The sequence below is a fragment of the Bacteroides ovatus genome (genome assembly GCF_001314995.1).
In the GTDB taxonomy this organism is placed as follows: Bacteria; Bacteroidota; Bacteroidia; order Bacteroidales; family Bacteroidaceae; genus Bacteroides; species Bacteroides ovatus.
On sequence record NZ_CP012938.1, the window covers coordinates 510,289 to 529,027 of the forward strand.

Annotated in this window: 11 protein-coding genes; all 11 read left to right on the forward strand. The window is 41.3% G+C overall.

The genetic code is table 11. The features are described 5' to 3' along the window. Positions 1-111 precede the first annotated feature (111 nt). The 11 genes from Bovatus_RS02065 (at position 112) to Bovatus_RS02115 (ending at position 18,642) form a co-directional block, all read left to right on the forward strand. On the forward strand, positions 112-633 hold the full coding sequence (locus Bovatus_RS02065) for a hypothetical protein (protein WP_004300282.1): 522 nt from the start codon (positions 112-114) through the stop codon (positions 631-633). Positions 634-663: 30 nt separating this feature from the next. Continuing rightward, positions 664-825, forward strand: coding sequence for a hypothetical protein (locus Bovatus_RS25410; RefSeq protein WP_004311558.1), 162 nt, complete (start codon positions 664-666; stop codon positions 823-825). A gap of 2 nt (positions 826-827) precedes the next feature. Continuing rightward, positions 828-4,739: a phage tail tape measure protein gene (locus Bovatus_RS02070; RefSeq protein ID WP_004300286.1), complete on the forward strand. Its 3,912-nt coding sequence runs from the start codon at positions 828-830 to the stop codon at positions 4,737-4,739. A 2-nt stretch (positions 4,740-4,741) separates the two neighbouring features. Next, complete coding sequence (locus tag Bovatus_RS02075) at positions 4,742-5,323, forward strand: hypothetical protein (RefSeq protein WP_004300287.1); 582 nt, start codon at positions 4,742-4,744, stop codon at positions 5,321-5,323. 384 nt (positions 5,324-5,707) lie between these two features. Next, positions 5,708-6,181, forward strand: a complete 474-nt coding sequence (locus Bovatus_RS02085) for an RNA polymerase sigma factor (protein WP_004300291.1) — start codon at positions 5,708-5,710, stop codon at positions 6,179-6,181. A gap of 92 nt (positions 6,182-6,273) precedes the next feature. Beyond that, positions 6,274-7,389: a DUF2971 domain-containing protein gene (locus tag Bovatus_RS02090; RefSeq protein ID WP_004300293.1), complete on the forward strand. Its 1,116-nt coding sequence runs from the start codon at positions 6,274-6,276 to the stop codon at positions 7,387-7,389. 180 nt (positions 7,390-7,569) lie between these two features. Further along, positions 7,570-9,561, forward strand: a complete 1,992-nt coding sequence (locus tag Bovatus_RS02095; RefSeq protein WP_004300295.1) for a hypothetical protein — start codon at positions 7,570-7,572, stop codon at positions 9,559-9,561. A gap of 3 nt (positions 9,562-9,564) precedes the next feature. After that, entirely contained in the window at positions 9,565-10,809 is a 1,245-nt protein-coding gene (locus Bovatus_RS02100) for a hypothetical protein (RefSeq protein ID WP_004300297.1), read from the forward strand. Between the two features lie 33 nt (positions 10,810-10,842). Next, complete coding sequence (locus Bovatus_RS02105) at positions 10,843-17,016, forward strand: leucine-rich repeat domain-containing protein (RefSeq protein WP_004300299.1); 6,174 nt, start codon at positions 10,843-10,845, stop codon at positions 17,014-17,016. A 2-nt stretch (positions 17,017-17,018) separates the two neighbouring features. Then, positions 17,019-17,807: an Lcl C-terminal domain-containing protein gene (locus tag Bovatus_RS02110; RefSeq protein ID WP_004300302.1), complete on the forward strand. Its 789-nt coding sequence runs from the start codon at positions 17,019-17,021 to the stop codon at positions 17,805-17,807. Between the two features lie 25 nt (positions 17,808-17,832). After that, positions 17,833-18,642 (forward strand): Lcl domain-containing protein, encoded by an 810-nt coding sequence (locus Bovatus_RS02115; protein ID WP_004300304.1) that lies wholly within the window; start codon positions 17,833-17,835, stop codon positions 18,640-18,642. Positions 18,643-18,739 lie beyond the last annotated feature (97 nt).

The window sequence follows — 18,739 nt, forward strand, 5'->3', positions numbered from 1 at the left end:
AACTGAAGGAAGCTGACCGCAAGAAGAAGCTCTCGGAAGTGTACGATGCGATAACTAAGTAACCGACGGGCTGGGGTGTGATTACAGCCCGGCCCGTTATATTTTTACTGTATGGCAGATTTTGATGAATTACATAGAGTTATTCATTCCATTGCATCCGGGTTTGAAGAGGAATGTATTAGGTGTATGGAAGAACATAAGAATGTGCTCGTTGATTGCATTCAGGAGCAATTATATTCCGGTCTGGACGGTACTGAACATCTATTGAATCCTGATTATGATACTGACACCTATTTTAACGAGCCCGGTCCCTGGCAGAACCGTGCGGAACAATATAAACGATGGAAGGAGAGGATAACTCCACCTCTTAGAAGTGAGATGCTTTATTTGCCACCGCGTCCGGTTGAGGTACCTAACCTCTTTATTACTGGTACTTTCTATGATAGCATAACTGCCGATAGAATTGATTCCGGGCTTCGATTCTCAACGAAAGGATTTACGGACGGTAGTTCTATTGAGAAGAAATACGGTGAGCAGATTTTAGGCATTGGTGATACAGCTAAAGAGTACTTTAATATTATGTATCTCCGTCCCTGGATGGAACGTTTCTTTTCAGAATGTGGATATCGGTAGAAAATGGCTTGTAGTTGCGAAATAAAAAAGATGCAGAGTGAACTGGAACGTATCAGTGATCTTGCAAAGAAAGCAGCTGTCTTGGATGGTTGCATGTATGTCGTTTATCAGAAAGAAGATGGTACCTATGCTTTTGATAAACTAGGAGTTGAGATAAAAGGAAAGATTGTTGAATATAGACATTACCTGTAATTATGGCAGATTTAAAATTAAAAGATTTCGTTGATGAGAACGATTTGCAGAAATTGGTGGAGCTTGATAATACTATTGAGCGTGTGAGGGCTGATTATGTTAATGCGGCCAAAGAATTAGCAAAAGGTTTGAAACTAAATGTAGAAGGCGTTGCTGATCTTGAAAAGTTGAGTAATCTTTATAATACCCAAGCAAAAACGGCTGGCTCTGCATCTGCTGAATTAACCGAGGCTCTTAGAAAACAGTCTGAAATAACTCAAACTGTCAGTAAGAAGATAGAGGAAAAGCTAAATGTAGAGAAATTATCTGCTGCTGAATTGAAGAAACTAACCAAGGCAAACTCGGATAATGCTGCGTCCTTGGAAAAGGCTGTTAAAGCGGAAGCTAACTTGACAAAAGCGCAGAATGCCGGTAATACTACTCGTAAGAAAGCTGTTTTATCTGAAGAAGAACGTTTAAAACTTATCAGAACTGCTATTACCTTGACTAATCAGGAAGTACATAGCCGTTCACAAGCAAAGGAAATGAATAAGCAGCTACAAAAGGCTGTTGATGTTTTGAAAGATACGGATGAAAACTATATTCGTACACTTGCCCGTCTTAATTCTACTATTGGAATCAACACTGATTACATAAAGCGAAATTCCGATCGATATAGTCAACAGAAAATGACCATTGGTGCATATCGGGAAGAAGTAAAGGCGGCATGGATTGAAATACAGAACGGTAATAAGTCCATGCAGAACATGGGAATTATTGCCCGGAATGCTGGAATGATGCTTAAAACGGAGATGGCTCCTGGGCTAAACAAAGTTGGTGCAGGATTGAAAGGGTGGGCTGCTGGATATATTGGTGCACAAGCTGTTGTTAGTGGAGTTGTTGCTTTATTTACAAAACTGCGTGAAGGAGTAGGTGATATTGTTAAATTTGAATTAGCTAATAGTAGGCTTGCTGCAATATTAGGAACCACTTCTGATAAAGTGAAGGAGTTAACTGCGGATGCTCAACGTTTGGGTGCTACAACGAAATACACTGCATCCGAAGCTACGGATTTGCAAATAGAACTTGCTAAACTAGGTTTTACTCGAAAAGAAATATTAGATGCAACAGAGCACGTTCTAAAATTTGCACAAGCTACCGGGGCAGAATTAGCAGATGCGGCTTCATTGGCAGGTGCTTCTCTTCGTATGTTTAATGCTGATACAAGAGAAACTGAAAGATATGTGTCTGCGATGGCTGTCGCAACAACCAAAAGCGCATTGTCGTTTTCATATCTCGCTACTGCATTACCAATTGTTGGACCGGTTGCAAAAGCCTTTAATTTCAGTATTGAAGATACTTTGGCTTTGTTGGGTAAATTATCGGATGCCGGCTTTGATGCTTCAATGGCTGCTACTGCTACCCGTAATGTTTTTCTAAATTTAGCTGATAGTAATGGAAAGCTGGCAAAGGCGTTAGGTAAGCCCGTTAAAACATTGCCTGAGTTAGTTGAAGGATTGAAATCGCTAAAAGAAAAAGGGGTAGACTTGAATACTACTCTTGAATTAACTGATAAGCGTAGTGTTGCCGCTTTTAATGCCTTTCTCACCGCTGTTGATAAAATATTACCACTTAGAGAACAGATTACTGGTGTAGAACGTGAATTGGGCGATATGGCTCACACGATGGGAGATAATGTTCATGGAGCTCTTGCTAACTTATCTTCAGCATGGGAAGCGTTTATGCTTTCTTTCTCCGAGTCAACGGGACCTGCTAAGGAGTTTCTTAATTGGATGGCTGATAAAATAAGAGGTATCGCCAATGATTTGAAATCTCCTGAAGAAAAAATAGAAAAGATAGATTATAATTTTAGAACACTTGCAAAAAAAGATGCGAACAAAAAGTTATTGGAAGTAGAAAAAGATTTTCAGGCAGAATATAAGAGGCTTATTGATGCTGGTGATACAGAGGAACAAGCATACACAAAAGCTGTTATTCAAATGAAAAATAAACGTATTGAAGTAACGGCCCAAGAGAGAGAAGCTTTAAAACGGATGAAAACTCGTGCTCAATATGCAACATCAGAGTTTGAAGATATGTCTTGGATAAAGAATGGTGCTGCTAAAATGTTTGGCTATTACACGTCGGAAGCAGAAAAAGCGGATAAGGCTCAGTTGGAATTTTCTAAAAACTTATTCAAAATAGCATCTAGCGATGAGTTTAATCGTGGACTTGATGTGATTGCAGAAAAGTTCCGTCCAAAGGGTAACGACAAAAATGGTTCAGGTATAACAGTCCTTACTGATAAAGAAAAACGTGAACAGGAAAAAGCTCTCAAAGAGAAGCTGAAAATTCATGAAACTTATCAGGAGTCAGAACTAGCTCTTATGGATGAGGGACTGGAGAAAGAACTTGCTAAAATTGGTGTTGCTTACTCGAAGAAGATTGCTGCCGTCAAGGGTAATAGCAAAGAGGAAATTGCTACACGTCAGAATTTAGCTAAGGAAATGCAGGAAAGGCTAGATGAGTTTACTATTAAGTATAATTCTGATCGTGAGAAGAAGGATGTTGAGAACGCTCTTGCTGTTGTAAAAAAGGGGTCCCAGGAAGAACTTGATTTGAAATTGCACCAGTTAGAATTGCAACGTGAAGCAGAAATTGATGCAGCAGAGAAAACAGGTGAAGATGTAATATTGATAGATGAAAAATATGCTAGGAAAAAACAAGAGATTTACGGAAAGTATGCTTCTGATCAGGTAGCATTGATTGCGGAAAATGCAGCCCATGAGCAAGAGATACGTGACGCTGCGTATGTAATGGATATGCTTGCTCTTAAAAAGAAGTTAGCATCCAAGCTAATAACAGAAGAGCAATATGCGATAGAGGAATACAATTTACAACTTGAATATGCACATAAGACTACTGAAGCAGCGATTGAAGCTTTGGAACTGGAATTAACCGTTGAGAATATTACTGCTGAAGAACGTACTAAGATTGTTACTCAGTTGTATGTTTTGAAGGCTGCTCTCGCTAAAAAGGAGGCAGAATTACAGATAAGTGCTATTCAAAATATTACTAAAGCTGAAGATAAAGCGTTAAAAGAACGCCAAAAGAATCTCAAAAAATGGTTGCAAACTGCATCACAAGCTGTAGGGACTATTGGAAATCTTGTTTCTACACTTTATGATGCTCAAATTGATAAGATAGAGGAAGAGCAGGATGCTAATGATGAAAAATATGATAAAGATGTTGAACGGGTTGATAAACTGGCAGAGTCAGGTGCTATTTCCGAAGAAGAAGCAGAAGCGCGTAAACGTGCTGCAAAATCTTTGACAGAAGCAAAAAATGCTGAACTAGAAAAACAAAAACAAGAAATGGCACGTAAACAAGCCATTTGGGAAAAGGCGACTAGTGTCGCTCAAGCTGGAATAGCCACTGCACTGGCAATAACTGAAGCTTTACCGAATATTCCTTTATCTATTGTTATTGGTGCCATGGGAGCAATTCAGGTTGCAACTATTCTTGCAACTCCTATTCCTTCCTATGCAGACGGTACTAAAGGTAATGATAGGCATCCTGGCGGTACCGCTTTAGTTGGTGATGCTGGTAAACATGAGGTTATCATGTATTCTGGAAAAGCATGGATTACTCCTGATGCTCCAACTTTAGTTGATATTCCTAAAGGTGCACAAGTCTTTCCTGATGTTGATAAGGTAGATATCTCTAATTTTGATATGCCGGATTGGGACTTTCCTACATTTTCACCGACATATTTTGCATCTTCTTCCGGTGACACCATTGTTTTCAATGATTATTCCCGATTAGAAAAAAGAGTTGATAGAACAAATCTCCTTTTGATGAAGAGTCTTAAAATGCAGCGTCAGGATGCGTCTAACCGTGATTTTGAACTGTATAAGTTGTCTAAACTGAAATAGCTATGATTGAAAGATTAAATCAGATAACATTGAATGATTTCATTGAGCTTTCATGTGGAAACTATGCTTGTTTGCTTTCGGGTCGCGGATCTGTGTCTGAAAGCATGCTTAAAGAGATGGCATCTAAATTAATTATCGAATACAGAAGCATTGTTAATCCTTCAGGTATGCAGGCTATGATTATGGACAAAGAGGATATGGTGAAGGAACGTGCCAAACTATTGAGCCTTCGTATATGTCAGACTCTTGTTTCTCTTGGCTTTTATGATGATGTTCGTCAGGTGTTGGGCCAACTAAATGTAGATATCCGGGATATGAGTGATGAGCAAGTTATATCGAAGCTTGATTATTTACTTCATTCTGCAATTTTTGAGCAAAAACGGAATGAGGAGAGACGCAGTGAGGAACATAAAGGAAGTAAGGCTACTCCTGAACAAATTCGTTCTTCTTTTGATGCAGAGATTGCTTTTCTAATGACATTCTTTAAAATGAGTATTGATTCCCGCGTAATTAATGCTGCTGTCTATGCGAATATCGTTCATCAAGCTGATGTTGAAATATCGATCAGAAAAAGAAGCACATGATAATATTGGTATTACATATATGCTGTAATTCGATTAATTTTTAATTAAAGCGAATTATTTCATACAGTCGTTTGTACATCTCCTTTAGAATCACAAACGACTTTTTTATGAATAGAAAAAACAGCATCCATTGTATAAATAGGCATTTATACAATGTTTTATTGTCAGAATTACGTACATTAGAGACGAAGTGTAATCGGATAACGGCAGAAGTGTCCGAGGTAAAAAAAATGATTGCCTTATTGCCCCCCGATATAGGCACTCTTATTAGTTCAATCGAGCGTTCTGCTAAGGAAATGCACGAACAAAGTATCATGCACCGGAAATATGTGGAAAGGTGCATTAATGGCGAACCGAAGATACACCTAATAAGGAGGGCTGACAATGGACTTTGAAAAGGAATTATCAGAAATATATCCTTGGATATTAAAGGTGGCAAGAAAATTCTGCTGTTCCATGCAAGATGCTGAAGACTTAGCCGGTGATACAGTTTATAAGCTACTTGTGAATCGTGATAAATTTGATTGTTCTAAACCACTTCAACCGTGGTGCCTTATTATAATGAGGAATACTTATATAATAAGATACAATAGAAATTCCCTTATACATTTTACAGGGCTTGATATGGTAGACGGAAGTGCCATTTCTAACTGTACAGCTCATTCAATACTGTTTGATGATTTGGTTTCCACAATACAACGGTGTGCTAAAAAATCCCGTTGTATTGATAGTGTGATGTATTATGCTAGTGGGTATTCATATGATGAGATAAGTGAAATCCTGAACATTCCTGTTGGAACTGTAAGAAGTCGTATTTCTTCTGGTCGGAAAATGCTACTTCAAGAATTCAAATATTAATAGTGTGACTTATTAGAGAATTAACTTTATAATATCACGAAAATATATTATGTTTGAATATTTAATTTTGAATAATTTTTTTATAAACTATAATGGATGAAAAAATAATAACCACAAATGAATTGGAGGTACTTGCTAATGAATTTTATGGTTCTAAAATAACGCAAGAAGAGTATTTTTCTAGGTTGGATGATATAGATTGTTATCAGGCACATTATTTGAAAGCACGTGTGTATTTGGATAAGCAAGATTTATCTAACGCAATGATAGAAATTAATACTTCTATTCATATGATTGAAGCGTATGATGAAAATGATTTAAAGTGTGAGTTGGGAACTTTTTTCCCTTCTTTGCAAGCATATGTTTATAGAGCTGCAGGAGAAATATATGCAATCCTAGGTGAACAAGATAAAGCGACTGAATTTTACATAAAGTCACAGTATTATTCTATCCAATTAAAGTCTGATTTTGACGGTGTAAAGTCAGGAATTGTTTATTCATTTAGAAGTGTGAGTATTTATTCTTTGTCTGATTTAATATCAAATACTATAACAGTGTGTCATCCTTCTAAAATGAATGACCCCTTTGATAGTCTATTTCTTTTGTGGTCAAGTGAAAGTAATTTGAATAGAATTTGTAAAAATAATGCTCATATAAAGCCTTTCAGTGACTCTTTTCAATATTTTAAAATTAGAAGTTTTGTCGGAAATAAAAAATTAAGTTTAGATAATAACCTAATAAGAAAGGTGGTCATGTGGTCTCATTATGCTGATGCTCATAAAGGTTTTTGTATTAGATATAAACTTTCAACGGTATTTATAAAACAGGCTCAGGGTAATGGTTATTCTCATAAATATTTAAAGAGGGTGCATTATCTCTCTAAAAATGAGAAATGTGATATTTTAACTAAAAAGAAAGATACAAATAGTTTGTTTATATGGAAATCTACAGAATGGAAATATGAAAATGAAATAAGATTAATTAGTTATGACCCAAGCTGTAAAGATGATCATCTTCAAATTCCTCTTGATAAGAACTCTATGATTGAAGCGATTTATTTCGGTTATAGATGCGTTGAAAGTAGTGTAAAGAATATAATGCAAATTTTAGGAGAAGGAGTTCAGTATTTTAAGATGGATTATGATCCTAATAACGTTTATAAGTTGAAAGTGAATAAAATCTTATATAAAGACTATATTGATACATAGTTTTTAAGTTGATTCCGGTTACCTTATAAATTCTATTTTTACTAGATAATTTCGTAATATGCTTAAAATCTGATGCTTACATCTGTGTTTTGTAATGCGTGATTTTCAAGAATTTAGCCAATCGGAAAACCGGTTGGCTTTTTCTATATATTTGCTCGTGAACGTTCAAAAGGAGTTAAAATGCTTTGTAAATATGTACTTACCGTTGATAGTATTTCCTATGATATTCCCAAATCTTGTATTCAGAATTGGGATGAAATAAAGTTTTCCCGTAAACGCTCCGGACTTGAAGGAATAACTAGAACCTTTACTTCAAAATTCCAGTTTGTGGGAGAAGCCTATGATCTCATATTGGAGGAGTATTTGAGCAAATACCTAGCTTCTAATGCTAGTATCACTGTTTATACTATAACTAATTCTCATACTTATGAAGAATTCTTCAGTTGCCGACTGGATTTCGGTTCATTGACCTATGATGGAAATACTGTTTCTATTAATTCGATAGATGATAGTGTCGCTAATATCATAAAGGCTAACAAAGGAACGCAGTACGAATATTCGGTAGATGAGATAAAAGATGTATATCAGCTTTATTATGATAGACTACCGTTTAATTACTACGCGAACTATATATGTGGTGGATACTCTTTAGAAGATGGAGGGCAATATGTTGATTTCTCAAGAGATATAACAGGAAAAACTATATTCCAGTCTCTTCCATTGGAAGTCGTAGAAAAAGACTTACCAGAATCAGATAGTCCTGTAGAAATAAATTCTGTGACTTTAGATACTTCTGTACCTGCTTTTTTAAGGGCGCATAAACCAGTCAAGGTATATATAACCCCCGAATTCAACTTTTATTTAGGCAGAGGAGATGTAATGTTGACACTTGCTAAAGTTGATGGGAACGGTACCACAAGCACTATTGCGAGTTGGATAAATACCGATTATTCAGGAAATACACATACAACAGAAAAAGACACTTATAGACCCGAACAATATCGGGATGTTTATGCAATAGATCTTCAAGATGGTGAATGTCTTCAATTTGTCATACATGATCCGATAGGTAATATGAATGTTAACGGACCTGGAAAGGTGTATTTTTCTAAATATTCACTACAGATTAAATGGACTTCAATAGCATCACCTATCAATATAGATGTGGTAAAACCTATTACTGTTCTGAATAGTTTGCTCAAAAGTATGAATGGTGGTAAAGGGGGTATAAAAGGCGAGATAGCTTCCGGTGTAGACAATCGGTTGGACAATTGCCTTATTTTGGCTGCCGAAAGTATTCGTGGGATATTGTCTGCTAAATTATATACCTCATATACGAAGTTTGTAGACTGGATGGAAGCCTGTTTTGGCTTTGTTCAGAAGATTGAGGGGGATATTGTAAAGTTTGTCCATCGTGACAGCTTATTTACTTTTAATGGTAATAAGAATATATCAAGAAACATTTCAGATTTTCAATTTAAAGTAGACAGTTCTAGGATATATGCACGAGTTAAAGTTGGTTATGATAAAGTTGATTATGAATGCTTGAATGGTCGTGATGAATTTCGATTTACTGCTGAATATACTACTGGATTGCAAGTAACAGATAATACACTAGAGTTAGTGAGCCCTTATCGTGCAGATGCTTATGGCTTGGAAATCGTGTCACAGAAAAGGGGAAGTAGTTCTACTGATAACGAAAGTGATAATGATGTGTTTATCGTTGGCGCAATGCTCGCTTATAATAAGGTTATTGGGAAAGCGGAATATGTACTAGAAAGGAATGCGGATTGGAAGATTGCAGGTGTTCTAAATCCTGATGCAATGTTTAATGTTATGTATTGGCAGAAAGCTATGTTGAAAGCTAATGCTAAGTATATTGGCATGTTCGCTGATTCTCTTCATTATGCTTCTTCGGATGGGAATAGCAATGTTATAGTCAATGATGTGAAATTAACTGATGACTTTATACTTGAAGAGCATTTGGTCACTTGTGGAGATGTTTCATTTACAACCTTTGATGAGGATATTCCACAAACAGATGATGGAACGATTAAGATTCAAAAAGGTGGCCTTGTTTACGAAGGTTACATCAAAGAGGTGAGTAGTACAGTTGAGAGAAACGAGGGAGTGAAGTATGATTTATTTGTCCGTTCAATAACAAAAGCCTAGAATATGATTATAAGTCCGTTTACCCCACTGTTTTTTTCTCCGTCTACCGATAAATTTGGAGCGAAAAGTAAATATGTGCAGTTATTCGCACGTACAGACAGGATTTTTGTTGAATTGATTTTGACACCCAAAGAGCAGGAGCCTATTGTTTACATTAATAATCTTTTAAGTAATATATCTACACTTGTATCATTAAGCTCATGGAAGATGAATGATGATAAGATTCTCTATTTCTATAACATTTCATTGCTTCCATGTGGATATTATACTGTAACAGTTAATGGGAATACGAGTGAGATTTTTAAAGTTACGGATGATGAGTGTGAGTTATCAGAAACCAGCCTTATTCAGTATTCAATGAAAGATAATAAGCAGCGTCTTGATGCTGTCTGGTGGATAGATGGGATGCAATACTTTTTTGATTTTCGAGTTCCTGGTGGTTTCAAAGATAACGGATGGACGTTCGGTGTGGATAATGAGCAGTTCGTGACTTCTGATGAGGATATTGTTGAGCTATTCAGCCACGAATATACAACTATATTATTCACGCTTGGAAATGGGATGGGATGCCCTGTATGGTTTGCTGAATTATTGAATCGTGTCTTATGCTGTAATTACGTCTACTTTGATGGTATTCGATATGCAAGAAAGGAAAGTAATGTTCCGGAACTTAACCAGCAAATCGAAGGATTGAAGAGTTTTGTATTCAATCAAATGTTACAGAGGGTAAAAACGATTAATCCTGTTTTGGAGTGGAACAACCAAATGTCTATAAGAAGAATTCAAAATGATACTTATAGGATAACATCTGACAGTGGAGAGTTGAGGAGCATAAAGTCTGGTGGTGAAGCTGTAGAAGAATATACGTCAGTAATCACCGGTAAGTTGTATGTGCATTATCAGAAGATTATGACTAGTCTTTTTACATCTCATAATTATAGTTGTAAAGTGATTTTGGATAAACCGGCTAATAGTGGGGTGACGTTCATGATACCTTTTAATCTCACAAGCGCTGGTGTCGTAACTTCGGAAGTTAATCAGATTACAGTTGTCTTGGGAGGTTATTCGAATGAAGTTCAATTTTCTCAAAAGGGAAGTTCATACGATATTGATTTATTATCAGGAGGTATATTAGAGTTCTTGAAAGGAACTGATGATAGGACTTATTATGAGGTGACTTGGGACGGTGAATTTGTTGATACGTTACCTGTTGCTTCTGATGAAGTTTCTGATCCGTCATCAAATTAATATAATAGTTTTAAACAATAAAGATAGAATAAAATGACAGAGTCAGAGAAACAACAAATTATTAGCCTTGTGCTGCAAGCGTTGAAGACAAACAGTCTTACAATAGAACAACTGGCTGATACAACAGAGCTATCTAGAGATATGTATGTTGAAGTTAGTGGTGGTCGGAAAATATCTATTGATTTGCTTTCAAGTACCATTGCTAAAATGGTGAATGGGGATTTTGATGCATTAGTGGAGAATGTCAATAAGATTGCAAAAGATTTATCGGATGGAGACGCCGAGTTATTGAAACGTATAACAGGAGTGTCTGATAAATCCAATCCTTTGACTGACCCATTTAAAAGTATTGGCTCTTTTACTACTATTGGTAGCTTTAAAGATAAATTAAAAACAATGTATTCCGGGGATTCTTCTATTGGGAATTATCGGTGTATTTTGTCTGTTGATTCGTCTAAGATTCCTGTAAATATACAAATTGAACGGTTGGAGCTTAATAAGGTTTGTCAATCATTCACTTCGTGTATACAACTGGCTACCATGTCAGACAATGCCGAAGGTGTATATTTAGGTACAGTTTGTACAATCTCACGAATAGGTATTGTTTCCAATGAGAGTGTTGCATGGGGCAAATGGACTTCTGTAATAAATGACTTTGAGGAAAGGATAGGAAAAGCGAACGGTATCGCTCCTTTGAACGAAGAAAGTAAAGTTCCTTCTGAATGTCTGCCTGAACCGTTGTCTCTTGGGGAAGGTGAAGAAGAAGCTTTCCCCGGCAACCGTGGAAAGTCTTTGGAAGATACAATGAAAAATATCCCTTCCGATATAATCAAACCGGGTTCTTTCTCCGTCCTGTCTGACGCTTCCTATCTCGATGTGTATTTTAAGAAAGTGTCCAAAACAACCGGTAAAGAAACGGATGACAGCTTCCGTCTGCCTTCTGCTACCCTTGAACAAGCCGGCCTTTTGTCCGCCGAGGATAAGCAAGCCCTTGAGGATATGAAGAGCGGCACGCCCGCTGACGATGTAACACACCCCATCGTCATTGTTGATGAGATCCGCCCATTGAAAGACGGCTACTATACCCTTGAAACCGCTATTGCCGCCATTGTCTCCTATCAACAGGAATCTGGCGTCAAATATGAGCGAACGGGTCTCATCATTACTTACAAAACAGGCGAGTATGAAATGGAAACCCGGCAGTTCCAGGGTGCTGTGTCCGATTTTGCGACCCCTTCTCTTTGGAAACCCTTCGGGAATGGTGGTGGCGGTTCCGTTTTTGAAACTTCCGATGAACCGGCGGAAGGGGGAAAGGACGCCTTTTCAACTGGTGGCGCCTATGCCTATGTTCCGGCTAACCTCGACGTAAACGTGGAAACAGAAGGCATTGTAAAACTTCAGATGAAGAACGCTGCCGGTGAAACCCTTGGCGATGAAGTGCAGTTCGCTATCGGCACGGGTGGCGGCGGTCAAACTGGTGGTACCATTGTTGCCATTGCTTTCCAGTCGACACCTGTCTATGGCTCTTACGGCTCCACGCTACGAACCTTTGCCGCCATTCGTTCCGTGACCTCGAACGGTGTCGAATCCTCTGACAACCTGATTGAGAAACTGGAACTCGTAGACCGTGAAAGCGGGCTTACCGTCTGGACTGAAACCGTCAACAAAGCATCTTCCGGTGACATGAAGGACTTCTCCTTTGAACTGGACTTCACCACATACTTTACGGCTGCCGGTACTCGGAAATTCAAGCTGATAGCCACTGACGAAAGCGGCAACACCGGTTCCAAGAATGTCAATGTAACAGCTGTTGATATTACCTGTACCTGTGTGCAGGTGCTCAACTATACCCCTGAAACTCTGCTTACTCCGACAACTGAAAGTTTCAGCCTTCCACTCTATAAGTTCGGAAACAACACCTCTGATAAAGGTATCAGTGCCCAGGTTGACATCAAGATTAATGGTGAATGGCAATCCCTGTCTACCACCGTTGTAAATGACAACTACTCGCACTCCGTTGTAATCCGCCCTGCTTCCCTCGGCCTAGAACACGGTACCTATCCCTTGCGCATCCAAGGAACGGATGTCGCATCCGGAGTGAAAGGAAATGTCATCTACACGGCTGTCATGGTAATTGACCCGAATAGTTCCACACCTCTTGTCGCCTTGAGATACGATGATAAAAACGGTGGAGTAGTCCGACTGTACGAAACCGTAGAACTTGATGTTGCCTGTTATGACCCGTTGGAAATGACTTCACCCGTCAGCGTGAAAGCCAATAACGTGCAGGTAACACAAATTGCTGCCAGTCGTAACAAAACCTATCAGGTCAAACAACAACTGCAGGGCTACAAGGCTGACGGCACCGATACGGTCAACTATACTGCCGTATGCAAGGACGTGACTAGCGAACCTGTCCGGGTGACAGTTAGCGGTTCCGCCATTGACGCCGCCATAAAAGAAGGCGCCATCTATAACTTTGACTTCTCATCCCGTACCAATCAGGAAACTGACCATAGCATTGTCAGCGGTAATTATGAAATGAAAGTGGACGGTGCCAACTGGACTACCAACGGTTTTGGCACATTCTTGGGTGAGAACTGCCTTCGCGTAGCCGAGAATGTGGGCGTGTCATTAAACCATGCCCCGTTTGCCGGCTCGTCCATCGAATCCAACGGTGCCGCCATCCAGTTCGCTTTCGCTTCCAAGAACGTGACCGATGATGATGCCCTGCTCCTTAGCTGCTATGACGAAACGTCCGGTGCCGGCTTCTATGTCACCGGCCGGGTGGTCGGCATCTTCTGTAACAATGGCGTTTCCCGTCGTGAAGAACGCGCCTATCGACAGGGTGAAAAGATAACCGTAGCCGTGGTTGTTGAACCTGCAAGCAACTACGTTGAACGTGACGGCACACGGTATTCCATGATGAAACTCTTCCTCAGCGGTGAGGAAGTCGCCTGCCTTGGTTATGTTCCGGGCGGCGGCTCCCTGATTCAGACCAAGTATATAACGATGGATGGCAAACTGGGTGATTTGTATCTTTATTACATGATGGCCTGGAACTCCTATATGGAATGGGCACAGGCGTTCAAGAACTACCTTGTCCGTCTGACCGATACAGAGGTAATGGTGAAGGAATACGCCTTTGAGGACATCCTTAAAAGCCAGACAGCCGAGGGTAGTACCCAAAGCCGCCCGTCGGCTGCCGAAATCTATTCACGCGGTATGCCTTACATTGTCGAATGCCCCTATGAAGGCTCCGATATAGAAGCACTGGACGGCACCACTTCCACCAGTACGAAGATATACATCACGCTCTATTACTTTGACCCCGAACGCCCGTGGCGTAACTTCAAGGCCGTGAGTGTCCAAACCCGCAACCAGGGAACCACCTCTGCCAAACGCCCGGTAAAGAATAAACGCTACTACCTCGCCAAGAGCAAAGGCAAAAACAAGGACACTCGAATCATATTACTTAATCCGGACGATACGACGGAGGAAGGACGCCGTGCAATAGCCTTGGCTGCCATCAACAAAGTACAGGTCGGTGATAATACAATCCCGGTCGATGTCATTACCGTAAAAGTCGATTACTCCGATTCCGGCAATGCGAACGACTGCGGCGCCTGTGAAATGATGAACGTTACATACCGTGCCTTGGGTGGTAACTATATGACACCTGTCCAACGTGCATTTGACGGAACATTTGACAGCGGTGACTTGCATATCGAAGATTTGCAGATGAACCACTCTACCGCCAATCACCCGGTAGCCACCTATCGGTGTAAGGATGACAGCCTGCAAAACGTCTATTTCCATGCCAAAGGCAACTGGAAAGAAGACAAAGGGGAACAGTTTGCCCTCGGCTTCAAAGATACCCCCGGCTATAACAAAGGTTGCCTGAATTATGGTGACTTCATAGAGTTCTTCGGTACTCCTGACGAAACTTTAGACGCAATTGAGATACGCTTCAAACAGACTGACGGCCTCGATACGGACAGTGTGTACCTGCTTTCCCTGTATTGTGGCAGCTCATACCGGATAATGAGGTACCAGGATGGTGTCTGGAAAAAGCAGTCCGGTTCCATGAAGTATGAAAACGGCAAATGGAATGTCACCGGTGACATCCTGAATCCGGTTGAAGGCTTCGAACTTCTTAACTACCAAGGTATGGACTGGTTTCAGGGCGTCGGTTCTGTTCAGGATATGATGGCCATGAAAACGGACAAGTCCTCATGGGTTCAAAAACTCGTGGATAACGGAACTATCTCTGCTGATACCTTCCCGGCATGGACTTACTACTTTGAATCGCTTGTCGATGATGACCAGCTCGCCATTGATTACGCTTTGGGTAAGAAAGTGCCGTATAACCTCTACCGATGGTTGCGCTTCTGTGATTCCTGCGATTACTCCAAAGGCGGGAACTGGCAAAGAACATGGAAGGAAAACCTGTATAAATACGCCTGCCCAGAAAGTGTCTTGAGTTATGACATCTTCACCGACTACCTTGCCGCCACTGACCAACGCGCCAAGAATATGCAGCCGATGTGGTTCTTGGAAGAGTATGCTTCCGTAACAGACGGTGTGTACAGCTCCGAGGATGCCATGCGCATGTACCTGAATAAAATCTATGACTGTGATACGCTCAATAGCAAGGACAACGACGGTGGTTGCACGGTTGACGCCGAGGTGGACCCCAACCGGACGAGCGATGAAACATTCACTAACCCTTATGCTGGCTACGGCTCCGTTCTGTTTAATAACATCTATCTCCAGCAAGTAGTGTGGACTGACTCATCCGGTACGGAACTCTCCCTGCGTACCGTTGCCGCCGCCATGCGTAACGTTCAGGCGACCATTGACGGCGTCACCCTGCACCCGTTCTCACCCGAAGGAGCTACGCATTTCTTCATTGACAAACGGCTCAAAAAATGGCAGAAACTGGTTAGTTCTTACGACGGTGAACGGAAATACATCTCCTATACCGCCACCTCTGATGCTATTTACTTCTATGCCCTGCAAGGTCTTGGACTTACCGCCCTTCCGTCTTTCATCGAAAGACGTTGGCGTATTCGTGACGGCTATTTCCAAACCGGTGATTTCTTCAGCGGTGTAATTTCCGGGCGCGTATCTTCCAAATCAAACGCCACCATCCGGATTGTCGCTGCTAAAAACGGTTACTTCGGTGTCGGCAATGACGCTAGCGGCAACCTTTCCGAAAGCTGCTTCCTTGAAGCGGGCGAAGAATATGTATTCACCAACTTCTCACATGAGGAAGGCGCCTTGCTGTATATCTATCAGGCTGACCGCATGAAGCTGCTCGACCTGTCTGAAATCTCCCTGTCAAGTACGGTGAGCTTCTCCGCCATGCAACTTGTGGAAACCCTTATCTTGGGCTCTGACACCCATACAGAACAATCCATCGGTTCTTACGCACCGCTTACCTCGCTGAACTGCGGCGAAATGCCCTTCCTCGTATCACTCGATATCCGGAACACACAAATCGCTACGCTCGTCACCGACAAATGCCCACGTATCGCCCATATCAATGCGTCCGGTAGCAAACTGGAGAACATCACTCTTGCAGAGACTTCTCCGATTAATGACATCTCTCTTCCAGCAACAATGACAAGCCTCCGTTTTGTCGGTCTTCCTGAACTGACCTATACAGGTCTTTCCGCCCCGTCCGGCCTGCAAATAGAATCCATGCCGAACGTCCAACGCCTGCGTCTTGAAACGTCGCCTAAACTTGACGCCATTCAGATGCTCCGTGACGTCCTCGCTTCACAAACGGCATCCCGTAAACTTTCCATGCTCCGTATCTCGAACATGACACTGAAGGCTGACGGCTCCGAGCTTCTTGCCATTCTCGAATATGGAGTTGCCGGAATGGATGAGGACGGCAACAGACAGGATAAACCGGTAGTCAACGGCACGTATGAACTGACAGTTATCCGTGAAACGGATGAAATCGAATCCCTTGAATCCGGTATCGACGGCCTTGTCATCCTTACCGTCATAGATGCCTACATCGACCTGATCAACTGGTTCAATAATGAGTCTTATGGCGGAGAACCGTACTACGATAACGTAACGCTGGACAACATCAATGAAGTCCTTGAATATTATAACGGCGAAACCTACGAAGAATATCTCGAACGCTTCGCTGAAGACAATATGGATATTAATGATTTAATCAACAAGTAACTATGACGAATGAACAAAGCGCAACGCTGCTTCGCTTGAATAAACAGGCACAAGTGGCAGCACTGAACGCCGTGGGCTTCTCGGATGTCACCGAGAATTCCCGCGCATCTGAATTTGGACAACGTATCAAGTGGGCCGCCGGTCTGCTTGATCTGCATCTTGCCTGTAATCGTATTTCGGATAACTCCAAGGCATACTTTACTGCTGCCGAATGGAACTCCCTTACGCTCGCTAATAAGCAACTGTATATCAAACGCGGGCTTCGTATCCGTGCCCATGGACACTCCTTCGTAATCGCCGCCCAGGAGTGCTATAATGCCGATATGACTACTACCTTCTATTGGGGCGGTCAGGGTAAAGCCATAGACGGCCTGAACCAAAAAGGACTGGGTGCCATGTACGGCTGCTTCACGGGTGAGGAAGATACCGACCTGATTATCACTGGCCTGAAAGACCAAAACAATAGCGGTGTAATCGGTGCGCCGGCTGCCGAAGCCGCCCGTGCATACCGTGCCTACACTTTGGAAAGTGACGGTATCGAGGATGAATCCAACTGGTTCCTTCCTTCATCTGGCCAAATGCTTCTGATGTACCGCTACCGGGATAAAATCAATGAGATGATGCGTACCTTTTGGAGTAGTGACAGTATGCTGATGACTGATAAATACTACTGGTCATCAACAATTTGGGATACTAACTCCGCCTGGGCGTTCGAACTGAATACCGGGCGTATTACGAATCAAAACAAAAATTCAGCCCTTCTTCATGTGAGAGCTGTTGCTTCCGAATAGTATTAACTTAATATTATACAATAAAATGGATAAAAATATCGCCAACGCCATGCTTCTGCGCTTGAATAAACAAGACCAGATAGAAGCCTTAAAATCAATAGGTTTTACAACCGTGAATGAAAACACCCCCGCAAGCGACATCGCCAAATATATGCAATGGTCAGGTACGCTTCTTGACCTTTCTTTGGCTACGCTCCGGATTGAAGACGGTGAACAAGTCTTTTTCACGGCTTCCGAATGGAACTCCATGAGCGCAAATAACCGCTCCAAGTATATCCGTATCGGCATCCGACTTCGCGCCGAATGCCACCAGTTCATTATCGCCAAAAGCGACTGCGTTGACGCAGGCGGCAATAAAACGTTCAAATGGGGTGGCTACGGAACTGACCTACGCGGCCTGAAAAACTACGGCAGTGGTAACCAAGGACTCTATGATACCTTCGACGGCAAGGAAAATACCGATGTTATAATAGAAACCCTTGCAGGCGTCAAGGACACCCAGGGAACTGTCGGCGCCCCTGCCGCCGAAGTTGCCAGAGCCTATAAAGCCTGTACGCTTGAATCTGACGGAATTGAAGATACAACCGTGTGGAACCTGCCCGCATTGGGTGAACTTATGCTTATGGCCAAGTATAAAACCGAAATCAATGAGCTCATAACTTCTATGTTTGGCAATCAAAATATATTTACAAACGACTGGTATTGGTCTAGTACCGAATATGACGCTTCCAGCAGTTGGTACGTGTACTTCTTCAACGGCTACGTCTACACGAACCACCGCCAGGGCGCGAGCCGGGTTCGTCCGCTCGCCGCAATAAACACTTTATCTCTTTAATTCTTTATCCCTTAGAGAGTTAGCTAAATAAAAGCCCCGGTAGGGGCTTTTCAGTTTCACTTTTTTGTGCTAAAATTGTGTTAATTACTTTACAGTT

Coding starts and splice junctions, on each gene's coding strand:
- Bovatus_RS25410 (WP_004311558.1), top strand. CDS start 664: ATGCAGAGTGAACTGGAACGTATCAGTGATCTTGCAAAGAAAGCAGCT.
- Bovatus_RS02090 (WP_004300293.1), top strand. CDS start 6,274: ATGGATGAAAAAATAATAACCACAAATGAATTGGAGGTACTTGCTAAT.
- Bovatus_RS02095 (WP_004300295.1), top strand. CDS start 7,570: ATGCTTTGTAAATATGTACTTACCGTTGATAGTATTTCCTATGATATT.
- Bovatus_RS02065 (WP_004300282.1), top strand. CDS start 112: ATGGCAGATTTTGATGAATTACATAGAGTTATTCATTCCATTGCATCC.
- Bovatus_RS02085 (WP_004300291.1), top strand. CDS start 5,708: ATGGACTTTGAAAAGGAATTATCAGAAATATATCCTTGGATATTAAAG.
- Bovatus_RS02100 (WP_004300297.1), top strand. CDS start 9,565: ATGATTATAAGTCCGTTTACCCCACTGTTTTTTTCTCCGTCTACCGAT.
- Bovatus_RS02070 (WP_004300286.1), top strand. CDS start 828: ATGGCAGATTTAAAATTAAAAGATTTCGTTGATGAGAACGATTTGCAG.
- Bovatus_RS02075 (WP_004300287.1), top strand. CDS start 4,742: ATGATTGAAAGATTAAATCAGATAACATTGAATGATTTCATTGAGCTT.
- Bovatus_RS02115 (WP_004300304.1), top strand. CDS start 17,833: ATGGATAAAAATATCGCCAACGCCATGCTTCTGCGCTTGAATAAACAA.
- Bovatus_RS02105 (WP_004300299.1), top strand. CDS start 10,843: ATGACAGAGTCAGAGAAACAACAAATTATTAGCCTTGTGCTGCAAGCG.
- Bovatus_RS02110 (WP_004300302.1), top strand. CDS start 17,019: ATGACGAATGAACAAAGCGCAACGCTGCTTCGCTTGAATAAACAGGCA.